The sequence below is a fragment of the Mycobacterium gallinarum genome, assembly GCF_010726765.1.
GTDB lineage: Bacteria > Actinomycetota > Actinomycetes > Mycobacteriales > Mycobacteriaceae > Mycobacterium > Mycobacterium gallinarum.
The window spans coordinates 5,891,989-5,913,354 of sequence record NZ_AP022601.1; the positions used below are offsets into that span (position 1 = coordinate 5,891,989).

15 protein-coding genes, 1 tRNA gene and 2 pseudogenes are annotated in these 21,366 nt (G+C 67.1%); 11 read left to right on the forward strand and 7 right to left on the reverse strand.

What is annotated here, in order from left to right; translation table 11 throughout:
• The first annotated feature begins 22 nt into the window (after window positions 1-22).
• Both G6N42_RS29140 and G6N42_RS29145 read left to right on the forward strand, forming a co-directional pair.
• Window positions 23-3,160 (forward strand): ATP-dependent helicase, encoded by a 3,138-nt coding sequence (locus G6N42_RS29140; protein WP_163736367.1) that lies wholly within the window; start codon window positions 23-25, stop codon window positions 3,158-3,160.
• On the forward strand, window positions 3,157-6,417 hold the full coding sequence (locus G6N42_RS29145; protein ID WP_163738514.1) for an ATP-dependent helicase: 3,261 nt from the start codon (window positions 3,157-3,159) through the stop codon (window positions 6,415-6,417). Before G6N42_RS29140 ends, G6N42_RS29145 begins: the two co-directional genes overlap by 4 nt.
• On the opposite strand, the gene G6N42_RS29150 is transcribed toward G6N42_RS29145, so the two are convergent.
• On the reverse strand, window positions 6,404-6,817 hold the full coding sequence (locus G6N42_RS29150) for a DoxX family protein (RefSeq protein ID WP_163736371.1): 414 nt from the start codon (window positions 6,815-6,817) through the stop codon (window positions 6,404-6,406). The genes G6N42_RS29145 and G6N42_RS29150 overlap by 14 nt on opposite strands.
• Before the next feature lie 45 nt (window positions 6,818-6,862).
• On the opposite strand from G6N42_RS29150, the gene G6N42_RS29155 reads away from it, so the two are divergent.
• Both G6N42_RS29155 and nudC read left to right on the forward strand, forming a co-directional pair.
• Entirely contained in the window at window positions 6,863-7,942 is a 1,080-nt protein-coding gene (locus G6N42_RS29155) for a potassium channel family protein (protein ID WP_163736374.1), read from the forward strand.
• A complete protein-coding gene (gene nudC / locus G6N42_RS29160) occupies window positions 7,942-8,871 on the forward strand; it encodes an NAD(+) diphosphatase (protein WP_163736376.1) in 930 nt (309 codons plus the stop codon). The genes G6N42_RS29155 and nudC overlap by 1 nt, the downstream gene beginning before the upstream one ends.
• Here nudC and G6N42_RS29165 read toward each other — a convergent pair.
• Window positions 8,868-9,110 carry a mycoredoxin gene (locus tag G6N42_RS29165; RefSeq protein ID WP_163736379.1) on the reverse strand — a complete coding sequence of 81 codons (243 nt, stop codon included), beginning with the start codon at window positions 9,108-9,110 and terminating at the stop codon, window positions 8,868-8,870. The genes nudC and G6N42_RS29165 overlap by 4 nt on opposite strands.
• Before the next feature lie 82 nt (window positions 9,111-9,192).
• On the opposite strand from G6N42_RS29165, the gene G6N42_RS29170 reads away from it, so the two are divergent.
• From G6N42_RS29170 to G6N42_RS29180, 3 genes are all read left to right on the forward strand, one after another.
• On the forward strand, window positions 9,193-11,325 hold the full coding sequence (locus tag G6N42_RS29170) for an ATP-dependent DNA helicase UvrD2 (RefSeq protein WP_163736382.1): 2,133 nt from the start codon (window positions 9,193-9,195) through the stop codon (window positions 11,323-11,325).
• 118 nt (window positions 11,326-11,443) lie between these two features.
• The gene (locus G6N42_RS29175) at window positions 11,444-11,632 is read left to right on the forward strand and encodes a hypothetical protein (protein ID WP_163736385.1); all 189 of its coding nucleotides are present in this window, start codon (window positions 11,444-11,446) and stop codon (window positions 11,630-11,632) included.
• 158 nt (window positions 11,633-11,790) lie between these two features.
• The gene (locus tag G6N42_RS29180; RefSeq protein WP_163738517.1) at window positions 11,791-12,072 is read left to right on the forward strand and encodes a WhiB family transcriptional regulator; all 282 of its coding nucleotides are present in this window, start codon (window positions 11,791-11,793) and stop codon (window positions 12,070-12,072) included.
• Window positions 12,073-12,105: 33 nt separating this feature from the next.
• Here the strand turns inward: G6N42_RS29180 and G6N42_RS29185 are convergent, their stop codons facing one another.
• The 3 genes and pseudogenes from G6N42_RS29185 to G6N42_RS29195 form a co-directional block, all read right to left on the reverse strand.
• On the reverse strand, window positions 12,106-13,452 hold the full coding sequence (locus tag G6N42_RS29185; protein ID WP_163738521.1) for a macrolide-binding ATPase MABP-1: 1,347 nt from the start codon (window positions 13,450-13,452) through the stop codon (window positions 12,106-12,108).
• 36 nt (window positions 13,453-13,488) lie between these two features.
• Complete coding sequence (locus tag G6N42_RS29190; RefSeq protein ID WP_163736389.1) at window positions 13,489-14,316, reverse strand: cyclodehydratase; 828 nt, start codon at window positions 14,314-14,316, stop codon at window positions 13,489-13,491.
• 38 nt (window positions 14,317-14,354) lie between these two features.
• A pseudogene (locus G6N42_RS29195) lies at window positions 14,355-15,792 on the reverse strand (zinc-dependent metalloprotease); the annotation flags it as partial.
• 81 nt (window positions 15,793-15,873) lie between these two features.
• On the opposite strand from G6N42_RS29195, the gene G6N42_RS29200 reads away from it, so the two are divergent.
• The 4 genes from G6N42_RS29200 (at window position 15,874) to G6N42_RS31520 (ending at window position 20,405) form a co-directional block, all read left to right on the forward strand.
• Complete coding sequence (locus G6N42_RS29200) at window positions 15,874-16,896, forward strand: YlbL family protein (RefSeq protein ID WP_163736396.1); 1,023 nt, start codon at window positions 15,874-15,876, stop codon at window positions 16,894-16,896.
• A gap of 81 nt (window positions 16,897-16,977) precedes the next feature.
• Window positions 16,978-19,989, forward strand: a complete 3,012-nt coding sequence (locus tag G6N42_RS29205; protein WP_163736399.1) for a UPF0182 family protein — start codon at window positions 16,978-16,980, stop codon at window positions 19,987-19,989.
• Between the two features lie 51 nt (window positions 19,990-20,040).
• Window positions 20,041-20,114: transfer RNA gene (locus tag G6N42_RS29210), tRNA-Met, on the forward strand.
• A gap of 165 nt (window positions 20,115-20,279) precedes the next feature.
• Window positions 20,280-20,405 (forward strand): hypothetical protein, encoded by a 126-nt coding sequence (locus G6N42_RS31520; RefSeq protein WP_286201655.1) that lies wholly within the window; start codon window positions 20,280-20,282, stop codon window positions 20,403-20,405.
• Between the two features lie 124 nt (window positions 20,406-20,529).
• Here G6N42_RS31520 and G6N42_RS31625 read toward each other — a convergent pair.
• Both G6N42_RS31625 and G6N42_RS31630 read right to left on the reverse strand, forming a co-directional pair.
• Window positions 20,530-20,583 (reverse strand): annotated as a pseudogene (locus G6N42_RS31625) (hypothetical protein); the annotation flags it as partial.
• Window positions 20,582-21,334, reverse strand: coding sequence for a helix-turn-helix domain-containing protein (locus G6N42_RS31630; protein WP_197905566.1), 753 nt, complete (start codon window positions 21,332-21,334; stop codon window positions 20,582-20,584). The pseudogene G6N42_RS31625 and the gene G6N42_RS31630, both read right to left, overlap by 2 nt.
• Between the last annotated feature and the right edge of the window lie 32 nt (window positions 21,335-21,366).

Genomic DNA, 21,366 nt, shown 5'->3' on the forward strand with positions numbered 1-21,366 from the left:
ACCCCCGTGGTGTCATTTCGGCATGTCCGCACCGCACACCGATCTGACGCCGACCGCGCTCACCGAACCCGGAATGCGCGGCGTGGTAAAGGTGCTCGGGGGAGCCGGCACCGGCAAGAGCACTCTGCTCGTCGATGTCGCTGCGGCCCACATCGCGGCCGGCACGGAACCGGAATCGGTCCTGCTGCTGACGGGTTCGGCGCGCCTCGGCGTGCAGGCGCGCGCCGCGATCACGTCGGCACTGCTCGAGGCGGGCACTCGCGCAGTCGTCCGCGAACCATTGGTCCGCACGTTGCACTCCTATGCATTCGCGGTGTTGCGTCTCGCCGCGCAGCGCAAGGGTGATCCGCCGCCGCGGTTGATCACCAGTGCCGAACAGGACGGCATCATCCGCGAACTCCTCGCCGGCGATCTCGAAGACGGCGATCGGTCGGTCGTGGCGTGGCCCCCGCAGCTGCGGCCCGCGCTGAGCACCGTCGGATTCGCCAACGAACTCCGTGACCTGATGGCACGCTGCACCGAACGCGGTGTGGATCCCGTCGAGCTGCAGCGCATCGGGCGGCGGGCCGGCCGACCCGAATGGCTGGCGGCCGGACAGTTCGCCCAGGCCTATGAACAGATCATGCTGCTGCGTTCGGCGGTCGGAATGGCCGCGCCGCAGGCCACCGTGCCCGCGCTGGGCGCCGCCGAACTGGTGGGTGCGGCGTTGGAAGCGCTGGCGACCGACGACGATCTGCTGGCCGCCGAGCGTGCGCGCATCAAACTGCTCCTGGTCGACGACGCCCAACATCTGGATCCACAGGCAGCCCGGCTCGTCCGGGTGCTGTCGGTCGGAGCCGATCTCACCATCCTCGCCGGTGACCCGAATCAGTCGGTATTCGGTTACCGGGGAGCCGATCCCGCGCTGCTACGCGGTGACGAGCCGACGCTCACCCTGACCGAGTCTCGCCGCTGCGCGCCCGCCGTAGCGCGAGCGATCACCGCAGTTGCCCAGCGGCTGCCGGGTGCTGACGATGCGCGCCGTGTCGACGGCGTCGACGGAGACCGCGGCTCGGTGACCGTGCGCATCGCGGCGTCGCCGCACGCCGAATCCGCGGTGATCGCCGATGCGCTGCGGCGCGCTCACCTGATCGACGGGGTGCCGTGGTCCCAGATGGCGGTGATCGTGCGATCGGTGCCGCGGCTGGGGTCGGCGCTCGCGCGTGCTTTGGCGACCGCGGGCGTGCCCGTGGACGTGCCGACCCCCACCGGGCCGCTCGCCGACCAGCCGTCGGTGCAGGCCCTGCTGACAGTGTTGGAGGCGACCGAACGCGAGCTTGACGGGGCGCAGGCGCTGTCATTGCTGACCGGGCCCATCGGCCGGGTCGACCCCGTGTCGCTGCGGCAGCTGCGACGGGCGCTCCGTCGTTTGGACGGCTCCCAGCCGCCGCGCGAACTCGGCGACCTGCTGGTCGACGTCCTGCAGGCCGACGCCGACACCGAGGGACTGTCGGCGGAACTCGCCCGGCCCCTGCGCCGGGTCCGCGCAGTGCTGGCCGCCGCGCGCCGCTCCGCGTCCGAGGGTGGCGATCCGCGCTACACACTCTGGCAGGCGTGGCACCGGTCCGGTCTGCAGCGGCGGTGGCTGACGGCCAGTGAACGCGGCGGCGCGGCGGGCGCCCAGGCCGACCGCGACCTCGATGCCGTCACCGCGTTCTTCGACATCGCCGAGCAGTACGTGAATCGCACCGCGGGCGCATCGTTGCGCGGACTCCTCGATCATGTCAGCGCTCTCGGCCTGCCGTCCGCATCCCGCGAGGACCGCGCCGCGGCCGAGGCGGTTCCGGTGTTGAGCGCGCATGCGGCGCTCGGTGGGGAGTGGGAGTTCGTCGTCATCGCGGGACTGCAGGAAGGGCTGTGGCCCAACATGATCCCCCGCGGGGGCGTGCTGGGAACGCAGCAGCTGGTCGACGTACTCGACGGGGTGGTGACGCCGAACGACAGGGCGGTCTCGACGCGCGCGCCGCTGCTCGCCGAGGAGCGCAGGCTGCTTATCGCGGCGATGGGCCGCACCCGCAACCGGCTGCTGGTGACCGCCGTCGACAGCGATTGCGGCGACGAGTCGATGCTGCCGTCGCCGTTCTGCTACGAATTGACCTCGCTGGCCACCGATCCCGATCCCGAGCCCCCGGTTCCGGTGCACGCACCGAAGGTGCTGGCGCCGACAGCCGTGGTCGGGCGTCTGCGTGCGGTGGTCTGCGCCCCGTCCGACGATGTCGACGAGGGCGTACGCGCCTGCGCGGCAGCACAACTGGCCCGCTTGGCGCAGGGTGGCGTACCCGGTGCCGACCCTGGACAGTGGTACGCCACCACGCGGCTCTCCACCGACGAACCGCTGTGGTGCGGCGACGACCACACCGTGACGTTGTCGCCGTCGACGCTGCAGATGCTGACGGACTGCCCGCTGCGCTGGCTGCTCGAACGCCACGGCGGCAACGACGCACGCGATGTGCGGTCGGCGATCGGCTCGCTGCTGCACGCATTGGTCGCCGATCCTGGAAAGACCGAGAATCAAATGCTCAACGAACTCGAAAAGGTATGGGAAAAACTGCCGTTTGACGCGCAGTGGCATTCGGAGAACGAGTTGGAGCGCCACCGGTTGATGCTGTCGACGTTCTCACATTGGCGGGTGCAGAGCCGCGATCAGCTGACCGAGGCCGGCACCGAGGTCGACGTCGCGGGCGAGATCGTCGAACCGACGGGTGAGGGCCCCGGAGTGCGGATCCGCGGTCGGCTGGACCGGCTGGAACGCGACAGCGAGGAACGGCTGGTGGTCGTCGACGTCAAGACCGGCAAGAGTCCGGTCACCAAGGACGAGGCTCAGCGGCACGCCCAGCTCGCGATGTATCAGTTGGCCATCGCCGAAGGGCTGCTGCCGCAAGGGGAGGAGCCCGGCGGCGGCAAGCTGGTGTATCTCGGCAAGACCAGTGGTGGCAATGCGGCCGAGCGTCAGCAGGACGCGCTGACGCCGGAATCCCACGCGGCGTGGCGGGCGAAGGTGCAGGCCGCAGCGGCAGCCACGCAGGGCCCGCAATACGTCGCGCGGATCAACGATGGTTGTGCGCACTGCCCGGTGCAGAAGATGTGCCCGGCGCAGACGCCGGCCGGAGGTCAGCGGTGAACCCGCGCTACAGCCCTGACGAACTCGCTTCGGCGCTCGGGCTTTTCGCCCCCACCGACGAGCAGGCCGCCGTGATCGCCGCGCCGCCGGGGCCGTTGGTCGTCATCGCCGGCGCCGGGGCCGGCAAGACGGAGACGATGGCCGCGCGGGTGGTCTGGCTGGTCGCCAATGGCTACGCCAGTCCGGGCGAGGTGCTCGGCCTGACGTTCACCCGCAAGGCGGCGGGGCAGCTGCTGCGTCGTGTCCGGACCAGGCTGGCCAGGCTCGCGGGCGCGGGCCTCGTTCCCACCGGCCCCGGGCTGTCCGACATCACCGACGATCCGGCCACCGTCAGCACCTATCACGCGTTCGCCGGAAACCTGTTGTGCGAGCACGGCCTGCTGCTCCCAGTCGAACCGGATACCCGCCTGCTGAGCGAAACCGAAATGTGGCAGTTGGCTTTTCGGGTCGTGTGCGAGCACCCGCAACGCCTCGACACCGACAAGACGCCGGCCGCGCTGACGGCGATGGTGCTCCGCCTCGCGGGCCAACTGGCAGAACACCTCGTCGACACCGAGCAGTTGCGCGACACCCACGTCGAGCTCGAGCGGCTGGTGCACACCCTGCCCACGGGCCCGTACCAGCGGGACCGCGGGCCCAGCCAGTGGCTGCTGCGGCTGCTGGCCACCCAGACGGAACGCACACAACTCGTCCCGTTGATCGATGCGCTACACCGGCGGATGCGCGAGCAGAAAGTCATGGACTTCGGCATGCAGATGGCATCGGCGGCGCGGTTGGCGTCGACTTTCCCGCAGGTCGGCGAGCAGCTGAGAAGCCGGTATCGGGTTGTGCTGCTTGACGAATATCAGGACACCGGCCACGCCCAGCGAGTCGCGCTGTCGGCGTTGTTCGGCGGCGGAGTCGACGACGAGCTGGCCCTGACCGCTGTCGGTGATCCGATCCAGTCGATCTACGGCTGGCGCGGTGCGTCCGCCACCAACCTGCCGCGGTTCACCACCGATTTCCCGTATTCCGACGGTAGCCCCGCGCCCACCCTGGAACTTCGCACCAGCTGGCGTAACCCGCCGGATACCCTGCATTTGGCGAACGCGGTGTCCGCTGAGGCGCGGCGCCGTTCCGTGGCCGTACGCGAGCTGCGGCCCAAGCCCAATGCGGCCCCGGGCACCGTCCGGTGCGCACTGCTGTCCGACGTGGTCTCCGAACGCGACTGGGTGGCAGACCATTTGGCGCGGATCTACCACGAGGCACGCGGTGGCGGTGTCGCCGCGCCAACGGCTGCGGTGTTGGTGCGGCGTAACGCCGATGCCGCACCGATCGCCGATGCGCTCACCGCGCGCGGCGTACCGGTCGAGGTCGTCGGACTGGCCGGGTTGCTCGGGGTGCCCGAGGTCGCCGACGTGGTGGCGATGTTGCGGATGGTCGCCGACCCCATCGCCGGTGCGGCCGCCATGCGCGTGCTCACCGGGCCGCGCTGGCGGCTGGGTGCGCGTGACGTCACGGCGCTGTGGCGGCGTGCCGTCGAGCTCGACGACATCGGCAAGCCCGAGGACGGTGCGGCGGCGGATCGGGTCGTCGCGCAAGCCGCACCCGATGCTGACACCGCCTGCCTGACGGATGCCGTCGGCGATCCGGGTCCCGCCGCCGCGTACTCACCGGCGGGGTATGCACGCATCGTGGAATTGGGCCGCGAACTGACCACGCTGCGTGGGCATCTGACGCATCCGCTGCCCGAACTGGTCGCCGAGGTGCGGCGGGTGCTCGGGGTGGATACCGAGGTTCGTGCGTCGCGGCGGGTTTCGGCCGGGTGGGCGGGCACCGAACATCTCGATGCATTCGCCGACGTGGTGGCCGACTTCGCGAGCCGTCCGGGCGCGACGGTCGCCGGCCTGCTGGCCTACCTCGATGCGGCCGAGCAGGTGGAGAACGGTCTGGCACCTGCGGAAGTGTCAGTCGCCGACGACCGGGTGCAGATCCTCACCGTGCATGCCGCCAAGGGGTTGGAATGGCAGGTGGTGGCGGTCCCGCATCTCAGCGGCCGGGTGTTCCCGTCGACCGCCTCTGCGCGGACATGGCTCACCGACGCGGGCGATCTGCCACCGCTGCTGCGCGGCGATCGGGCAACGCTGTCGGAGCACGGTGTCCCGGTCCTGGACACCTCCGACGTCAACGATCGAAAGAAGCTGTCGGACAAGATAGCTGACCACAAGGACAGCCTGGCGCAGCGTCGCATCGACGAGGAGCGACGGCTGCTGTACGTGGCAATCACCCGCGCGGAGGACACGCTGCTGCTGTCCGGCCACCATTGGGGAGCGACGGAGTCCAAGCCGCGCGGTCCGTCGGCGTTCCTCGACGAGCTCAAGGAGATCATCGAGCAGGCGGATGCGGCCGGCGAACCCTGCGGCGTCGTCGAGCAGTGGGCCCCCGCACCGGCCGACGGCGAACCCAACCCGTTGCGAGACAACGTCGTTGAGGCCGTCTGGCCCGCCGACCCCGCGGGCACACGCCGCGATGACGTGGGTAAGGGCGCCGAGCTCGTCGCCAAAGCCATGTCGGTCGACAACGGTGACGCGCCCGCGGAGAGCGACGAGGGCTGGGCATCCGATGTCGACGCCCTGCTGGCCGAACGCAACAGGGCCGTCGAACGTCCGGTGCCGCCGCTGCCCGCACAGCTGTCGGTCAGCGCGATGGTCGAACTAGGTCGCAACCCCGACCTGGCGGCACAGCGGCTGCGACGCCGGCTGCCCAGCCGACCGGATCCACATGCTTTACTGGGCACCGCGTTTCATGATTGGGTACAGCGCTTCTATCATGCCGATCGGCTCTTCGATCTCGACGATCTGCCCGGCGCAATGGATCACGCCACCACGGTCGCCGACGAACTCGCCGAACTGCAGGCGGCGTTCGCGGTGTCGCCGTGGGCCGGCCGGACCCCGATCGATGTTGAGGTGCCGTTCGACATGGTGCTCGGCGGGCGTGTGGTGCGCGGACGGATCGACGCGGTCTTCGCCGACGACGACGGCGGCGCGACCGTCGTCGACTGGAAGACAGGTGACCCGCCGGACTCGCCGGAAGCCAAGCAGCACGCGGCCGTTCAGCTCGCCGTCTACCGGCTGGCGTGGGCCGCGCTGCAAGGGTGCCCGGCCGAATCGGTGCGCGCGTCGTTCCACTACGTGCGCAGCGGGCTGACCGTCACCCCCGACGATCTGCCCGGCACCGCCGGGCTGCTGGCGCTACTGGGATGGGCTACTGCGGCTTAGTCGAGCGATAAATCTTGAGCGCCTCGGTGATCATCGGGATCTGCAAAGGCAGGCGGGCGATCGCGCCCAGCCTCATGGGGAGCGTCTTGGCGGGGTCTTTGAACCACAGTCGGACCATGTTCACGTTGCCGGGGAACACACCGATGAACAAGGCGATGGCCGCCAGCGCGCCGAGGCGACGGGTCTTCGGTGCCAGCAGCAGGCCGCCCACCGCCAATTCACCGACGCCGGAGGCATAGGTATAGAAGCGTGCGCTGCCCGGCAGTTCCTCCGGGATGATCGAGTCGAACGGCTTGGGAGCCACGAAATGCAGGACGCCCATTCCGAGCAAGCTGGCGCCCATCAGGTGTGCTCGTTTCGGATTGGCGATCTGCTGCAGTTCGGGCAAGGGGGTGGTCATGGTTACATAATGGCGTGCGCCGACTTCCAGCGATAACGGGTTGTGATGGCTAAGGGACGATTGCGCCGTCGGCTCAGCAGAATAAATCAGTCGCTCGACGATCGGCCGGTCCACTCGCTGGTCGACCGCGTCCAGATTCCCGAAGACGTGCCAAGTCCGTGGGTGCGCATCACTAAGCGGATCGTGATCGCGATGGGCGTGCTGTGCGCTGTCGTGCTCATCGTCTATATCGACCGCGACGGCTATAAAGACACGCAGACCGACGGCCTTTCGCTACTGGATTGCTTCTATTACGCGACGGTGTCGCTGTCCACTACCGGGTACGGCGACATCACACCCATCACAGAGGGTGCACGGCTGGTTAACATCGTGATCATCACGCCCCTGCGAGTCGCATTCCTGATCGTGTTGATCGGTACCACGGTAGAGACGCTCACCACCGAATCGCGACAGGCATTCAAGATCCAGCAGTGGAGGAACAAGTTGCGCAACCACATCGTCATCGTGGGCTACGGCACGAAGGGCAGGACCGCGGCCGCCGCGATGGTCGGCGACGAGATAGCCCCTGCCGACATCGTCGTCGTCGACGAGGACCCGGTCGCGCTCGAACGCGCTAAAAGCGCCGGGCTTGTCACCGTGCGCGGCAGCGCGACCGACTCGGAGGTTCTGCGGCTGGCCAGCGCTCAGCACGCCAAGGCGATCATCGTCGCCACCAACAGGGACGACAGCGCGGTGCTCGTCACGCTGACCGCCCGCGAGCTGGCGCCCGCGGCCAAGATCATTGCCGCCGTGCGGGAGGCCGAGAACCAGCACCTGCTCGAACAAGCCGGCGCCGACTCGACGGTGGTCACCTCCGAGACTTCCGGTCGGCTGCTGGGTATCGCGGTCCAGACGCCCAGCGTTGTCGAGATGATGGAGGACCTGCTGACCCCCGATGCCGGCTTCGCGATCGCCGAACGCGAGGTTGGCCCGAAAGAGGTCGGCGGCTCGCCGAAACACAACACCGACATCGTGCTCGGAGTGGTGCGTGACGGAAAGCTGATGCGCGTCGACGACGAGCGCGTCGACTCACTCGAGAACGGCGACCGGCTGCTGTACATCCGCAGCGCGGACGCGGAGCGGTGATGACCGGAGGCTTCCGGCTCCGCAACATCCCGCTGCTGTCCCGCGTCGGTGCCGACCGCTCCGACACGCTGCGCACCGACGTCGACGCGGCGCTGGCCGGCTGGGCCGATGCCCGCGTGCTGCGGGTCGACCGCCGCAATCAGGTGCTGATCGCCAACGGCAGCGTCGTACTGGGCAAGGCCGCCGACTTGGGTGCCAAGCCTCCCGAAAACGCCGTGTTCCTCGGGCGGCTCGCCGACGGCTCGCACGTGTGGGGGATCCGCGCGGCGCTGGAGGGGCCCGAAGATCCGCACACCGAAACCGAGGTCCTCGACCTTCGTCGTGCGGGCCCGATCTTCGACGACGTCAGCGCGCAGCTCGTCGCGACCGCCACCGCCCTGCTGAATTGGCATGACAGCGCACGGTTCAGCGCCATCGACGGCGCGCCCACGAAACCGATCAGGGGCGGCTGGGCCAGGGTCAACGCCGCCGCCGGCCACGAGGAGTTTCCGCGCATCGACCCAGCGGTGATCTGTCTCGTTCATGACGGCCACGACCGCGCGGTGCTGGCCCGTCAGACGGTGTGGCCAGAGCGGCTGTTCTCGCTGCTGGCCGGATTCGTCGAGGCGGGGGAGTCGTTCGAATCGTGCGTCGTGCGAGAGGTCGCCGAAGAGATCGGGTTGCACGTCACCGATGTCCAGTACCTGGGTAGCCAGCCGTGGCCGTTTCCGCGATCACTCATGGTCGGTTTCCACGCGATCGGGGATCCCGAGCAGGAGTTCTCGTTCAACGACGGCGAGATCGCGGAGGCGGCCTGGTTCACCAGAGAAGAAGTCCGTGCCGCGCTCGCCGACGACGACTGGAGCAGCGACTCGCCGTCCCGCCTGCTGTTACCCGGATCGATCTCGATCGCCCGCGAAATCATCGAGTCCTGGGCGGCGCTGGACTAGCGCCCGAGCTTTTTCTTGACCTCGGCTCCGCTGGGATTGGTCAGCGTCGAGCCGTCGGGGAACTTCAGCGTCGGCACCGTCTGGTTGCCGCCGTTCGCGGATGCGACGAACTCCGCCGCAGCGGGATCGGCTTCGATGTCGACCTCGGCGAACGCGATGCCCTCGGTCTTCAGCACCTTCTTCAGGCGTACGCAATAGCCGCACCACGAGGTGGTGTACATGGTCAACTCAGCACTCATATCGCAGTCAACGTAGTCGATGCGCCGAACATGCCCGCGGCATGCCCCGGATTTGTCGGCCCACCCTGACAAGATGGTCCGCATGCCGTTAGAGGTCGCATGCGCGCGCATCATCGACGACCTCGACGACGAGCAGCGCGAGGCCGTGCTCGCCCCCCGCGGTCCGGTCTGTGTGCTGGCCGGCGCGGGCACCGGAAAGACGCGCACCATCACCCGTCGCATCGGCCACCTCGTATCCGCCGGGCACGTCGCACCGGGACAGGTGCTGGCAGTGACGTTCACCCAGCGCGCCGCCGGTGAGATGCGTGCCCGGCTGCGTGCGCTTGATGATGGCGTCGGCACCGCGTCGGTTCAGGCGATGACGTTTCACGCCGCGGCCCGCCGTCAGTTGGCGTATTTCTGGCCCCGCGTCGTCGGCAACACCGGGTGGGAGCTGCTGGACACGAAGTTCGCCGTCGTCGCACAGTCCGCCAACCGCGCCGGGCTCAATGCCAGTACCGACGACGTCCGCGACCTCGCGAGCGAAATCGAATGGGCCAAGGGATCTTTGATCAGTCCGGAGACTTATCCCGCCGCCGTCGCGAAGGCAGGACGTGACATCCCCTTCGACGCGGCCAAAGTCGCGGCGGTGTACGCGGGATACGAGACGCTCAAGGCCCGCCGCGACGGGACAACACTGCTCGACTTTGACGACCTGCTGTTGCACACCGCCGCCGCAATCGAGAACGACGCGGCCGTGGCCCAGGAATTCCGCGATCGGTACCGCTGTTTCGTGGTCGACGAATACCAGGACGTCACACCGCTGCAGCAGCGTGTGCTCGACGCATGGCTGGGCGACCGCGACGACCTCACCGTCGTCGGCGATGCCAACCAGACGATCTACTCGTTCACCGGCGCGACACCGCAGTATCTGCTCGACTTCTCGCGGCGCTTTCCCGACGCCGCGGTGGTTCGGCTGGAGCGCGACTACCGCTCTACTCCGCAGGTGGTGTCGCTGGCCAACCGCGTCATCGCCGCGGCCCGCGGCCGGATGGCCGGCAGCAAGCTGCACCTGGTCGGCCAGCGTGACCCCGGCCCGGTGCCCACGTTCGCCGAACACCGTGACGAGGTCGCTGAGGCCGCCGCCGTCGCGAAAAACGTCAAGCGACTCATCGAAGCGGGTACCGAAGCCGCCGAGATTGCGGTGCTGTACCGCATCAACGCGCAGTCCGAGGTCTACGAGGAGGCGTTGACGGAGGCGGGCATCCCGTTCCAAGTGCGCGGCGGCGAGGGGTTCTTCAGCCGCCAGGAGATCCGCCAATCGCTGGTGGCGCTGCAGCGCGCCGCCGACCGCGATGTCGACGGACCACTGCCGGAGATCGTCCGCGCCGTGCTGGAGCCGCTGGGCCTGACCGCCGAACCGCCGGCCGGCACCAAGGCTCGCGAGCGGTGGGAGGCCCTGACCTCGCTCGCCGAACTCGTCGACGAGGAGGTCGCGCAGCGCCCGTCGCTGGACCTGCGCGCTCTGCTCGTCGAGCTTCGGCAGCGCGCCGACGCACGGCACCCGCCCGTCGTCCAAGGCGTCACGCTCGCGTCGCTGCATGCCGCCAAGGGTCTGGAGTGGGACGCGGTGTTCCTCGTCGGTCTCGCCGACGGCACGCTGCCGATCTCCCATGCATTGGCGCACGGGCCAGACAGTGAGCCGGTCGAAGAGGAGCGTCGGCTGCTCTATGTCGGAATCACAAGGGCGCGAATGCATTTGGCGCTGAGCTGGGCGCTGGCCAGAGCTCCTGGTGGGCGACAGAGCCGTAAGCCGTCGCGGTTCCTCAACGGTGTCGCACCGCAGGTGTCGGCGGACAGCAGCCCCAGCAAGCCGCGTCGGCCCAAGGGCGCTGCGCCGCGCTGCCGCGTGTGCAACGCCGCCCTGACGGCCCCTGCGGCGATCGTGCTGCGTCGCTGCGAGGCGTGCCCGTCCGATATAGACGAGAACCTGCTCGCGGAGCTCAAAGACTGGCGGCTGCGCACCAGCAAAGAGTTGAGCGTGCCTGCATACGTGGTGTTCACCGACAACACGTTGATCGCGATCGCCGAGACGTTGCCTGGCGACGACGCCGCGCTCGTGGCGATTCCCGGCATCGGTGCGCGCAAGCTGGAGCAGTACGGCGCCGACGTTCTCGCACTGGTGAAAGGCCGCAGCGGCCCGGCCGGCGACAGCGGACACCGCCAATCCTCGTAAAAATCGTGCCAAAGCCGCAGGTCAGAAAATCAGTTGTCAGTTTTCCCTGTTACGCTTAGCCTCAAGATCGCACACACCAGCCGTGTGATTTGTCGTGTGAAAGGAGGGTCCCGAGAACATGTCGAGCATCAATGCTTTTGACGCCGTAGGCATCGCCGGCGGTTCGTGGACCCTCCGTTTCCCCGCTGCCGCTGAGCATCCCGCCATGGCGTACGTCGCCGCGGGTGCCGCAGCTGCTATTTCCCCGCAGCGCAAGCGCCGCACCGCCACCGCGACTGAAGAGTCCGTGAATCGGGGCACCATCTAGGTAAGCCACGATTTCGCCCAAAGGCCACGGACCCGCAGTCACCGGATCCGTGGCCAAAGTTTTTTGGGAGTCAATCGGACACCGAAAGACCTGGTCAGGATCCATCGAAAAGACCGATGAGATACGAAACCGACGACCAGGAAGCTGGAGGACTGGACATGTCACTCGGGACATGCCGACAACGGACAAAGCTGGCGGTGCCCTGTCACCTGAACGACCCCGACCTGTGGTTCGCCGAGAGCCCGGTCGAATTGGAACGCGCCAAGTCGCTGTGTGGCGCATGCCCGATCCGGCGCGAGTGCCTGGCGGCCGCGCTCGAGCGCGCGGAACCGTGGGGCGTCTGGGGTGGCGAGATCTTCGATCGCGGCCTCATCATCGAGCGCAAGCGCCCAAGGGGTCGGCCACGCAAGAACACCGAGGACAGCCCGGCAGCGGCGTGAGCTCTGCCGGGTTGCCCCGGCCCGATCGCGGTATCACGCCGCTTCGTCGGCGAAGCCCGGGATCAGCTCTGTCGCAAGGCGTTTGGCTGGAACATGCGCGTCGAGCTGACACGCGATCGCCACATTGGACGCGATCACCCGCATCGGGATCGCCAGCTTGGACGGAATGTCCATCTGTCGCGCGGCCTTGAGCTGGCCCGCGGCGCGGTCGGGTGAAAGGTTCCCTACAGTGTTGCGCTGCAGCCATTTGCGCGTGTAGTGGAAGACCTCAACCTCGAGTGGCTCCACGTACTGCTTCATCATCTCGTCCATCTCGCGTTTGGACACATGCTCGCCCTTCTGGACGAAACCGATCGCCTGCATGGCCGCCAGCAGGTTGTCGTACTCATCGTTGAGCGCGTAACGCGTGGCCATACCGATTTCGGGGGGTATACCGCCCGGCATCGGCGCAACCGCACCGAAGTCGATGACACCCATTTTTCCGTCGGGCAACAGCATGAAATTTCCCGGATGCGTGTCGCCGTGCATCATCTCGAGACGCTTCGGCGCGTCGTAGGTCAGCTCGAACAATCGGGTGGCCATCAAGTCGCGCTGTTCCTGCGTGCCCTCGCGAATGATCACCGACATCGGGACACCTTCGATCCATTCCTGGATCACCACCTTGGGTGCGCTGGCCACGATGTGCGGGACCACGAAGTGAGGGTGCCCGTCATACGCTTTCGCGAACGCGCGTTGGTTGTCCGCCTCCAGCCGGTAGTCGAGTTCCATCTCCGTGCGTTCGATCAGCTCATCGACAACGCCTTGGATATCGGCCCCAGGGGCGAGCTGCTTGAATACGCTGACCAACCGCTGAATGGTCTTGAGATCGGCGCGCAGAGCCTCATCGGCTCCCGGGTACTGGATCTTGACCGCGACCTCGCGGCCGTCGGCCCACACTGCCTTGTGCACCTGACCGATGCTGGCCGACGCGACGGCCTTGTCGTCGAAAGAGGTCAACCGATCGCGCCACTTGGTGCCCAGTTGTCCGTCGAGGACGCGGTGGACCTTGGCGGCGGGTAGCGGCGGGGCCTCTCGCTGCAGTTTGGTCAGCGCTTCGCGGTACGGCTTGCCGTATCGCTCGGGGATGGCGGCCTCCATGACCGACAACGCCTGGCCGACCTTCATGGCGCCGCCCTTGAGCTCGCCCAGAACGGTGAACAGCTGCTGGGCGGCCTTGTCCATCAGCTCCGCGTTGACCTCGTCCTTGTCTTTGCCGGTCAGGCGTTTGCCGAAGCCCAGCGCGGCACGGCCGGCCATGCCGGCACCCAGTCCCGCCAGCTTGGCATTGCGCGCAGCTCGCCCCCGCTTGATCTCGCTCACCAGTCCATCATCCCTGACGATGCTGAGCGCACCGCAACGACTTGCCTACAAGCGTTGTCAGCAGCCGCAGCGCGGATGCTTCGGCCAATGGCGCGCGGCGATGGTGCCGACGTTCACGTCGAACTCCAAGGTGGTGTTCAACGTCGAGGGCGGCTCCGCGCTGTCGGCCATGTCAAGGCCGCCGTGCACCGCGCGCACGACGCACTCGACCTGGTTGAGCGCCAGCGCCGCGGTCGCCAGCACCGTCGCCCGGTCGGCGCTGCCGACGGTGTCGCGTAGCTGTGCAGCGACCGCCGGCCAGGCCGAATCCCGGTCGCTGCGATGCAGATCCGCGCATTCCAGGCAGGACGTCACCCCGGGTAGCACCAACGGTCCGACGAGGCCGACACCGTCGCGCACTCGCACCGGAAGATAGGGCACCCCGTCGGCGTGCAGGTCACGCACCACCCGCGGGTCTGACACCAGGAAGTCGGCCAACACCGCCAAGTCGGCGGGCGCACCGGCATGGGTGCGGCTGCTCTGCGTGATGAGGGCACCCGAGCACCGCAGTGCCGAGGCGAGCAGGTCCGACAGCGGACCTCGGCCGTGGATTCGGATGGACGCGGCCCGGGTGCGCCGTCGGGAAGTGCTCGTCACGACCGCGGCGTCGACCAGAGACGAGACCAGCTCCGCCACGGCGTGCGTCCCGATCCCATTGGCGTGTTCGTCGAGCTGTGCCAGGGTCGCGCCGGACTGCAGGCGGCGGAGCAGATCAGCCAGCGTGCGCGCGGTCATTCCCGTCGGTGGACGGACCAGGACCGCCCGCCGTGGATCCCAGCCCACCTGCACGACGCCGTCGGGCCGCAACAGCACCGGTCTCGCGGGGTCGAGGACGTATCCCGCCATGCGAGGAGTGTGGCACGTCGGCGGCCAACCGCCGCCGAGTTATCCACAGGCGCCGAATCAGCGCTCGGAATCGTCTGTGTCCGTGTCCTTTTCGGTGGACTTCTCGAGGTCGGCCAAGGCTTGGTCGATGCCGCTGGTGTCACCGCCGATCATGCGGTCGATGAAGCCGGCCGGCTCGTCGAGGTCCTCCGCGCTGGGCAGGAGGTCGGGGTGTTGCCACACCGCGTCGCGGGCGTCGGAGCCGACGGCTTCGGTGAGCCGCTCCCACAGCGCCGCGGCCTCGCGCATCTTGCGCGGCCGCAGTTCCAGGCCGACAAGGGTGGCGAAGGTCTGTTCGGCGGGGCCGCCGGTGGCGCGTCGTCTACGCAATGTCTCCGACAGCGCCGACGTGCCGGGGATCCGGTCGCCCAACGCATCGGTGACGACGGTCTGCACCCATCCCTCGATCAGCGCGAGCAGCGTCTCCAGTCGCTCGAGCGCGGCGGTCTGCTCGGGTGTCGCCTTGGGCTCGAAGATTCCCTGGTTCAGCAGTTGTTCCATCTGCGACGGATCGGTCAGCGCCGCGGGGTTGAAGCCCTGCGCAAGTTCCTCCAGGCCACTCATGTCGATCTTCATGCCCTTGGCGAACGCCTCGACTGCGTTGAGCAGCTGGCTCGCCAGCCACGGCACGTGACTGAACAGGCGATGGTGCGCGGCCTCGCGCGCCGCGAGGAAGGTCAGGATCTCGCTGCGCGGCTGCTCCAGCCCCTCGGCGAGTGATTCGACAGCGGCAGGCATCAGCGCCGCAATACCCTTGGGGCCCAACGGCAATCCGATGTCGGTGGAGGTGAGCACCTCCTTCGACAGCGTGCCCAGCGCCTGACCCAGCTGCGAGCCGAACGCCATGCCGCCCATCTGGGTCATCATCGACAGCAGCGGGCCCGCCATCGATTTGGCCTCTTCGGGCAGCGACGACGCCCACACCGTGGAGATCTGTTCGGCCACCGGGTCGCACAGGCGTTTCCACGTGTCGAGCGTGTTGTCGACCCATTCGGTCGGCGTCCATGCCACCGCTTTCGTGGTGCCGGCGGGCAGTGCCGTGACGCCGTCGAGCCAGGTCTCGGCGAGATGGACGGCGTCGGAGATGGCCGCGCTGGTCTTCTCGGCGACCGGGGCGACGAAACCGATCGAGCTCGACGCGAGCTGTCGTGCCAGGTCGTAATTGACCGGGCCGGCTTTGGCGCCGCCGGCCGTGACGTTGCCGGCACCGCTGAACATCTCGCCGAGACGGCTGAAGATCTGACCCAACTGGGACATGTCGAACTCGGACCCGCCGGTGAAGCCCATGCCGAACGGGTCGCCAGGGGTGGGGCCGCCGGCTCCCCCCGAGCCTGAGCCGGAACCCGAGTCCGGATCCTTCTTACGTTTGTCTCGCTCGGGGTCGTCCCCGTGGGAGAAGCCGAAAGGCAGGTCAGCCATGCCCTCAACGGTACTCACAGGCGCCGCGCCATGTGAGAAGGCAGGTCACGCCGAGAGCGAAGTCTCTCGGTTTTGGAGCCAACCTTTACATTGGGCGGCGTGAACAGGCGCATTTTGACGTTGCTCGTCGCGCTGGTCCCGATTGTCGCGTTCGGAATTGTGCTGTCGATGGTGACGGTGCCGTTCGTGTCGCTGGGGCCGGGACCGACGTTCGACACACTCGGTGAGGTCGAGGGCAAGGAGGTCGTCGACATCGAGGGCACCGAGGTCCACCCGACGTCGGGACACCTGAACATGACCACGGTGTCTCAGCGCGACCAGTTGACTCTCGGTCAGGCGCTCGCGCTGTGGATGTCGGGCCGAGAACAACTGGTGCCGCGCGACCTGGTGTACCCGCCGGACAAGTCGAAGGACGAGGTCGACGAAGCCAACAACACCGACTTCCGTCAGTCCGAGGACAGCGCCGAATACGCCGCACTGCTCTACCTGAAGTACCCGATGGCTGTGACGGTCGAATCGGTCACCGAGGACGGTCCGTCGGCGGGCAAGCTGGAGGACGGCGATGCGATCGACTACGTCAACGGAAAGCCGGTGGCCGACCTCGACGCCTTCCAGGCGCTGATCAAGGACACCAAGCCGGGCGAGCAGGTGGTCTTGGATTACCGCCGCAAGAACGGTGACCTCGGCGCGGCGACCATCACGTTGGGTAAACACCCGGACAAAGACCAGGGCTACCTCGGGATCGGGGTGCTCGATGCGCCGTGGGCGCCGTTCACCGTCGAATTCAACCTGGCCAACATCGGCGGGCCGTCCGCGGGTTTGATGTTCAGCCTCGCGGTCGTCGACAAACTCACCACTGGTGACCTCAACGACGGCAAGTTCGTCGCGGGTACCGGAACCATCACCGGCGATGGCAAGGTGGGCGCGATCGGCGGCATCACGCACAAGATGCTGGCCGCCAGGGAGGCGGGCGCCACCATTTTCCTGGTCCCCGCCGAAAACTGCGAGGAAGCCAAGACGGCCCAACAGGATGGACTGGAACTGGTCAAGGTCGAGAACCTCGATCAGGCCGTCGCCGCGCTCAAGACGCTCTCAGCCGGTGGCGAACGCCCCGCATGCTGAGCGAACGCCACACCGCGCATGCGTAGAGTTGGGGCACGTCGGCAAAGACGTGTGGGAACGGTTAGAAACTGGAGTTGACGAGTGGGTATGCGGCCAGCGGCAAGAATGCCGAAGCTGACACGACGTAGCCGGGTCCTCATCGCGATTGCCGCGGTAGTCGTCCTGATCCTGTTGTTCGGGACGCGCCTGATCGATACATACGTCGAGTGGCTGTGGTACGGCGAGCTCGGATACCGCTCGGTGTTCACGACTCAACTGTTCACCCGCCTTGTGGTGTTCCTGATCGCGGCGGTGCTGATCGGCGCGATCGTGTTCGCGGGGCTGGCCCTGGCGTATCGCACCCGGCCGGTGTTCGTCCCGACCACCGGCCCCAATGACCCGGTCGCGCGTTATCGCACCGCTGTGATGTCGCGGCTGCGGCTCGTCGGCATCGGTGTTCCGGCCTTCATCGGCGTCCTCGCGGGCATTGTGGCGCAGAGCTATTGGACCCGCATCCAGCTTTTCCTGCACGGCGGCAGCTTCGGCATCACCGACCCGCAATTCGGTATGGACCTCGGCTTCTACGCCTTCGATCTGCCGTTCTACCGGCTGGTTTTGAGTTTCCTGTTCGTCGCGACGTTCCTCGCGTTCATCGCAAACCTGGTGGGGCACTATCTCTTCGGCGGTATCCGGTTGTCCGGTCGCAGCGGAGCGCTCACCCGCGCGGCGCGCATTCAGCTGATCACGTTGGTCGGCGTTCTGATGCTGCTCAAGGCCGCCGCGTACTGGCTGGACCGCTATGAACTGTTGAGCCATACCCGCAGCGGCAAGCCATTCACCGGCGCGGGCTACACCGACATCAACGCGGTGCTGCCGGCGAAGCTCATCCTGATGGCCATCGCGGTCATCTGCGCGGCGGCCGTCTTTTCGGCGATTGTGTTGCGTGACTTGCGGATCCCCGCCATCGGCGTGGTCCTGCTGCTGCTGTCGTCGCTGGTGATCGGCGCCGGGTGGCCGTTGGTGGTCGAACAGTTCAGCGTGAAACCGAACGCGGCGCAGAAGGAAAGCGAATACATCAGTCGAAGTATCGCCGCGACCAGACAGGCGTACGGGCTGACCGACGAGACGGTCACGTATCGCGACTACAGCGGAGATGCGCAGACGACGGCTCAGCAGGTGGCCAATGACCGTGCGACGACGTCGAACATCCGGCTGCTCGATCCGACGATCGTCAGCCCGGCGTTCACGCAGTTCCAACAGGGCAAGAACTTCTACTACTTCCCGGACCATCTGGCGATGGACCGCTACACGGGCCGGGATGGAAATCTGCGTGACTTCGTCGTCGCCGCCCGCGAACTCAACCCCGACCGGCTGATCGACAACCAGCGCGACTGGATCAACCGGCACACCGTCTACACGCACGGCAACGGCTTCATCGCCTCGCCGGCCAACACCGTTCGCGGAGTCGCCAACGACCCCAACCAGAACGGTGGGTACCCCGAGTTCCTCGCCAGTGTCGTCGGCGCGAACGGCAGCGTCGTCTCGCCCGGACCCGCGCCGCTGGATCAGCCGCGAATCTATTTCGGTCCGGTGATCGCCAACACGGCAGCCGATTACGCGATCGTCGGGTTGAACGGCGGTCCCCGTGAATACGACTACGAGACGAACACCGAGACCAAGAACTACACCTACACCGGCACGGGCGGTGTGCGGATCGGCAACTGGCTGGCGCGCAGCGTGTTTGCTGCCAAGTACACCCAAGGCGCGTTCCTGCTCAACCGTGACATCGGTGAGAACAGCAAGATCCTGTTCAACCGCGATCCGGCCAAGCGGGTCGAGGCCGCGGCCCCGTGGCTGACCACCGATACGACCGTGTACCCCGCCATAGTGAACAAGAAGATGGTGTGGATCGTGGACGGCTACACCACGCTCGACAACTACCCGTACTCGCAGTTGACGACCCTTTCGAGCGCCACGGCGGACTCCAGCGAGGTGGCCGTCAACCGCCTGCAGGTGGACAAGCAGGTGTCCTACATCCGTAACTCGGTGAAGGCGACGGTCGACGCATACGACGGCACGGTGACGCTGTATGCGCAGGACGAGTCCGATCCGGTGCTGCAGGCCTGGATGAAGGTGTTCCCGGGCACCGTCAAGCCCAGGAGCGAGATCAGTCCCGAACTGCAACAGCACCTGCGTTACCCCGAGGATCTGTTCAAGGTTCAGCGCGCGTTGTTGGCCAAGTACCACGTCGACGATCCCGTGACGTTCTTCTCGACGTCGGATTTCTGGGACGTGCCGCTGGATCCGAACCCCACGGCCAGCAGCTATCAGCCGCCGTACTACATCGTCGCCAAAAACCTTGCAAGCAACAACAATTCGGCGTCCTTCCAGCTGACCAGCGCGATGAACAGGTTCCGCCGAGACTTCCTGGCGGCCTACATCAGCGCCAGTTCGGACCCCGATACATACGGCAAGCTCACCGTGCTGACCATCCCCGGCCAGGTGAACGGACCGAAGCTGGCGTTCAACGCGATCAGCACCGACACCGCGGTGAGCCAGGATCTCGGTGTCATCGGACGTGACAACCAGAACCGCATCCGGTGGGGCAACCTGCTCACGTTGCCGGTTGCGCAGGGTGGGTTGCTGTATGTCGCACCCGTATATGCGTCACCGGGCGCCAGCGATGCCGCGTCGTCGTACCCCCGCTTGATCCGGGTGGCGATGATGTACAACGACAAGGTCGGTTACGGCCCCACGGTGCGCGACGCGCTGACCGAGCTGTTCGGGCCGGGTGCCGACGCCACCGCAACGGGTCCCGCGCCGACGGGTCCGGTGAACGGGCAGGCACCGGCCGCGACGCCGGCTCCCGATGGGCAGCCGCCGGCCGCACAGCCGCCGGGCGATCAGCGTCCGCCTGAGGCGCAGGTTCCGGCAGCGGCCGTGCCGCCGGGTGGTCCCGTGCAGTTGTCGCCGGCCAAAGCCGCAGCGCTGCAAGATATCAACGCCGCGCTGGAGGCCCTGCAGGGCGCCCAGACCGGTGGCGACTTCGCGGAGTACGGCGAGGCCCTGCAACGCCTCGACGACGCAGTGAAGAAGTACCAGTCAACTCGCTGAGCACTCGATTTGGAGGTGTACCCCGCCTTCGGTAACCTTGCGTTCACCCGTCGCGGGGTGGAGCAGCTCGGTAGCTCGCTGGGCTCATAACCCAGAGGTCGCAGGTTCGAATCCTGTCCCCGCTACTATTGTGATGTCGCAAGACATCGGAATAGCCGCGGACCTACGTTAGGTCCGCGGTTTTTTCCGTTTGGGGCCTTGGGGGCGCCGGTGGGTTGGTAGTCCCTGGTGGGGTCGAGGGTGAAGGCGCGTAGGACTTTTCCGGTGGCGGCGTTGATGACGGTGATGTGGTGGTCTTGGGCCAGCACGAGGACGCGGGTTCGGTGGTGGTGGTGGCGGCCGATGCCGATGTGGTGCAGGCGGCCGTTGACGCGCAGGGTGACCGATCCTGCTTGGTCGACGCGGTCGGTGCGTAGGCGGTTGTGGGTGTCGATTCGTGTTGCTGGGTCGGCTCGTGTAGATGACTGCGGGGGTGGCGCGGTGCGGTAGGGAGCGATGCGGGCGGCGGTGGTCGTACTCGTCGATGAACAGCTCGAGTTGGTGTTGCAGTTCGGCGATGGTCGCGGCGCGGGGTTGTCCGGTGAGCCATCGTTTAAGAGTTTGGTGGAAGCGTTCGACTTTCCCGCAGGTGGTCGGGTGGTTGGGGTGAGTTGATTGGACCACGCCTAGGCGGTGTAGTTCGGCTTCGAATGTGTTGCGTCCGCCTTTGCCGCCGGCGAATCGGGTGGTGAAGACCATGCCGTTGTCGGTCAGTGTTGATGCTGGAATGCATGAATAGCAGAGGTTTGCGGAACGTATTGCGGACGATGATGCCGGTTACGCGGCGATGGGCGGTCACGGAGAGCGCGAAGCGAGAGTGGTCGTCGATCCAGCACAGGATCTCTACATGGCTTCGGTGGGCCAGCCACCAGTGGGTGAAGTCGGCTTGCCAGCGTTCGTTGGGTAGGTCAGCGGCGAAGCGGGTGTAGGACGCTTTGGGGCGTTTCTTGGGCGCGGGGGTGACCAGCCCGGCCGCGCGCAGGTGCCGAATGATCGACGGGGTCGATACGCGCAGACCGTGGTGATGGTGAAGGTGCCAGGCGATCGTCTCGGGCCCGTTGTCGAGTCCTTTACTTGTCAGCTTTGCGCGTAGCTCGACGATCAGGTCGATGGTCGTCTGGGGTAATCGGGTGGGACTGGTGTGGGGTCGGCGCGAGCGGGGTTCGAACGCTGCGTCGCCTTCACAGCGATAGCGCGCGACCAGTCGGCTGATCCAGCCCTGCGATACTCCGTACTCGCGAGCCACCGCAGATTGGCTGCGACCCTCGACGACGACAGCGGTGATGACCAAACGCGCCTCCGACACCAGCTGAAACTGGCCGATTCACCTATTCCGAT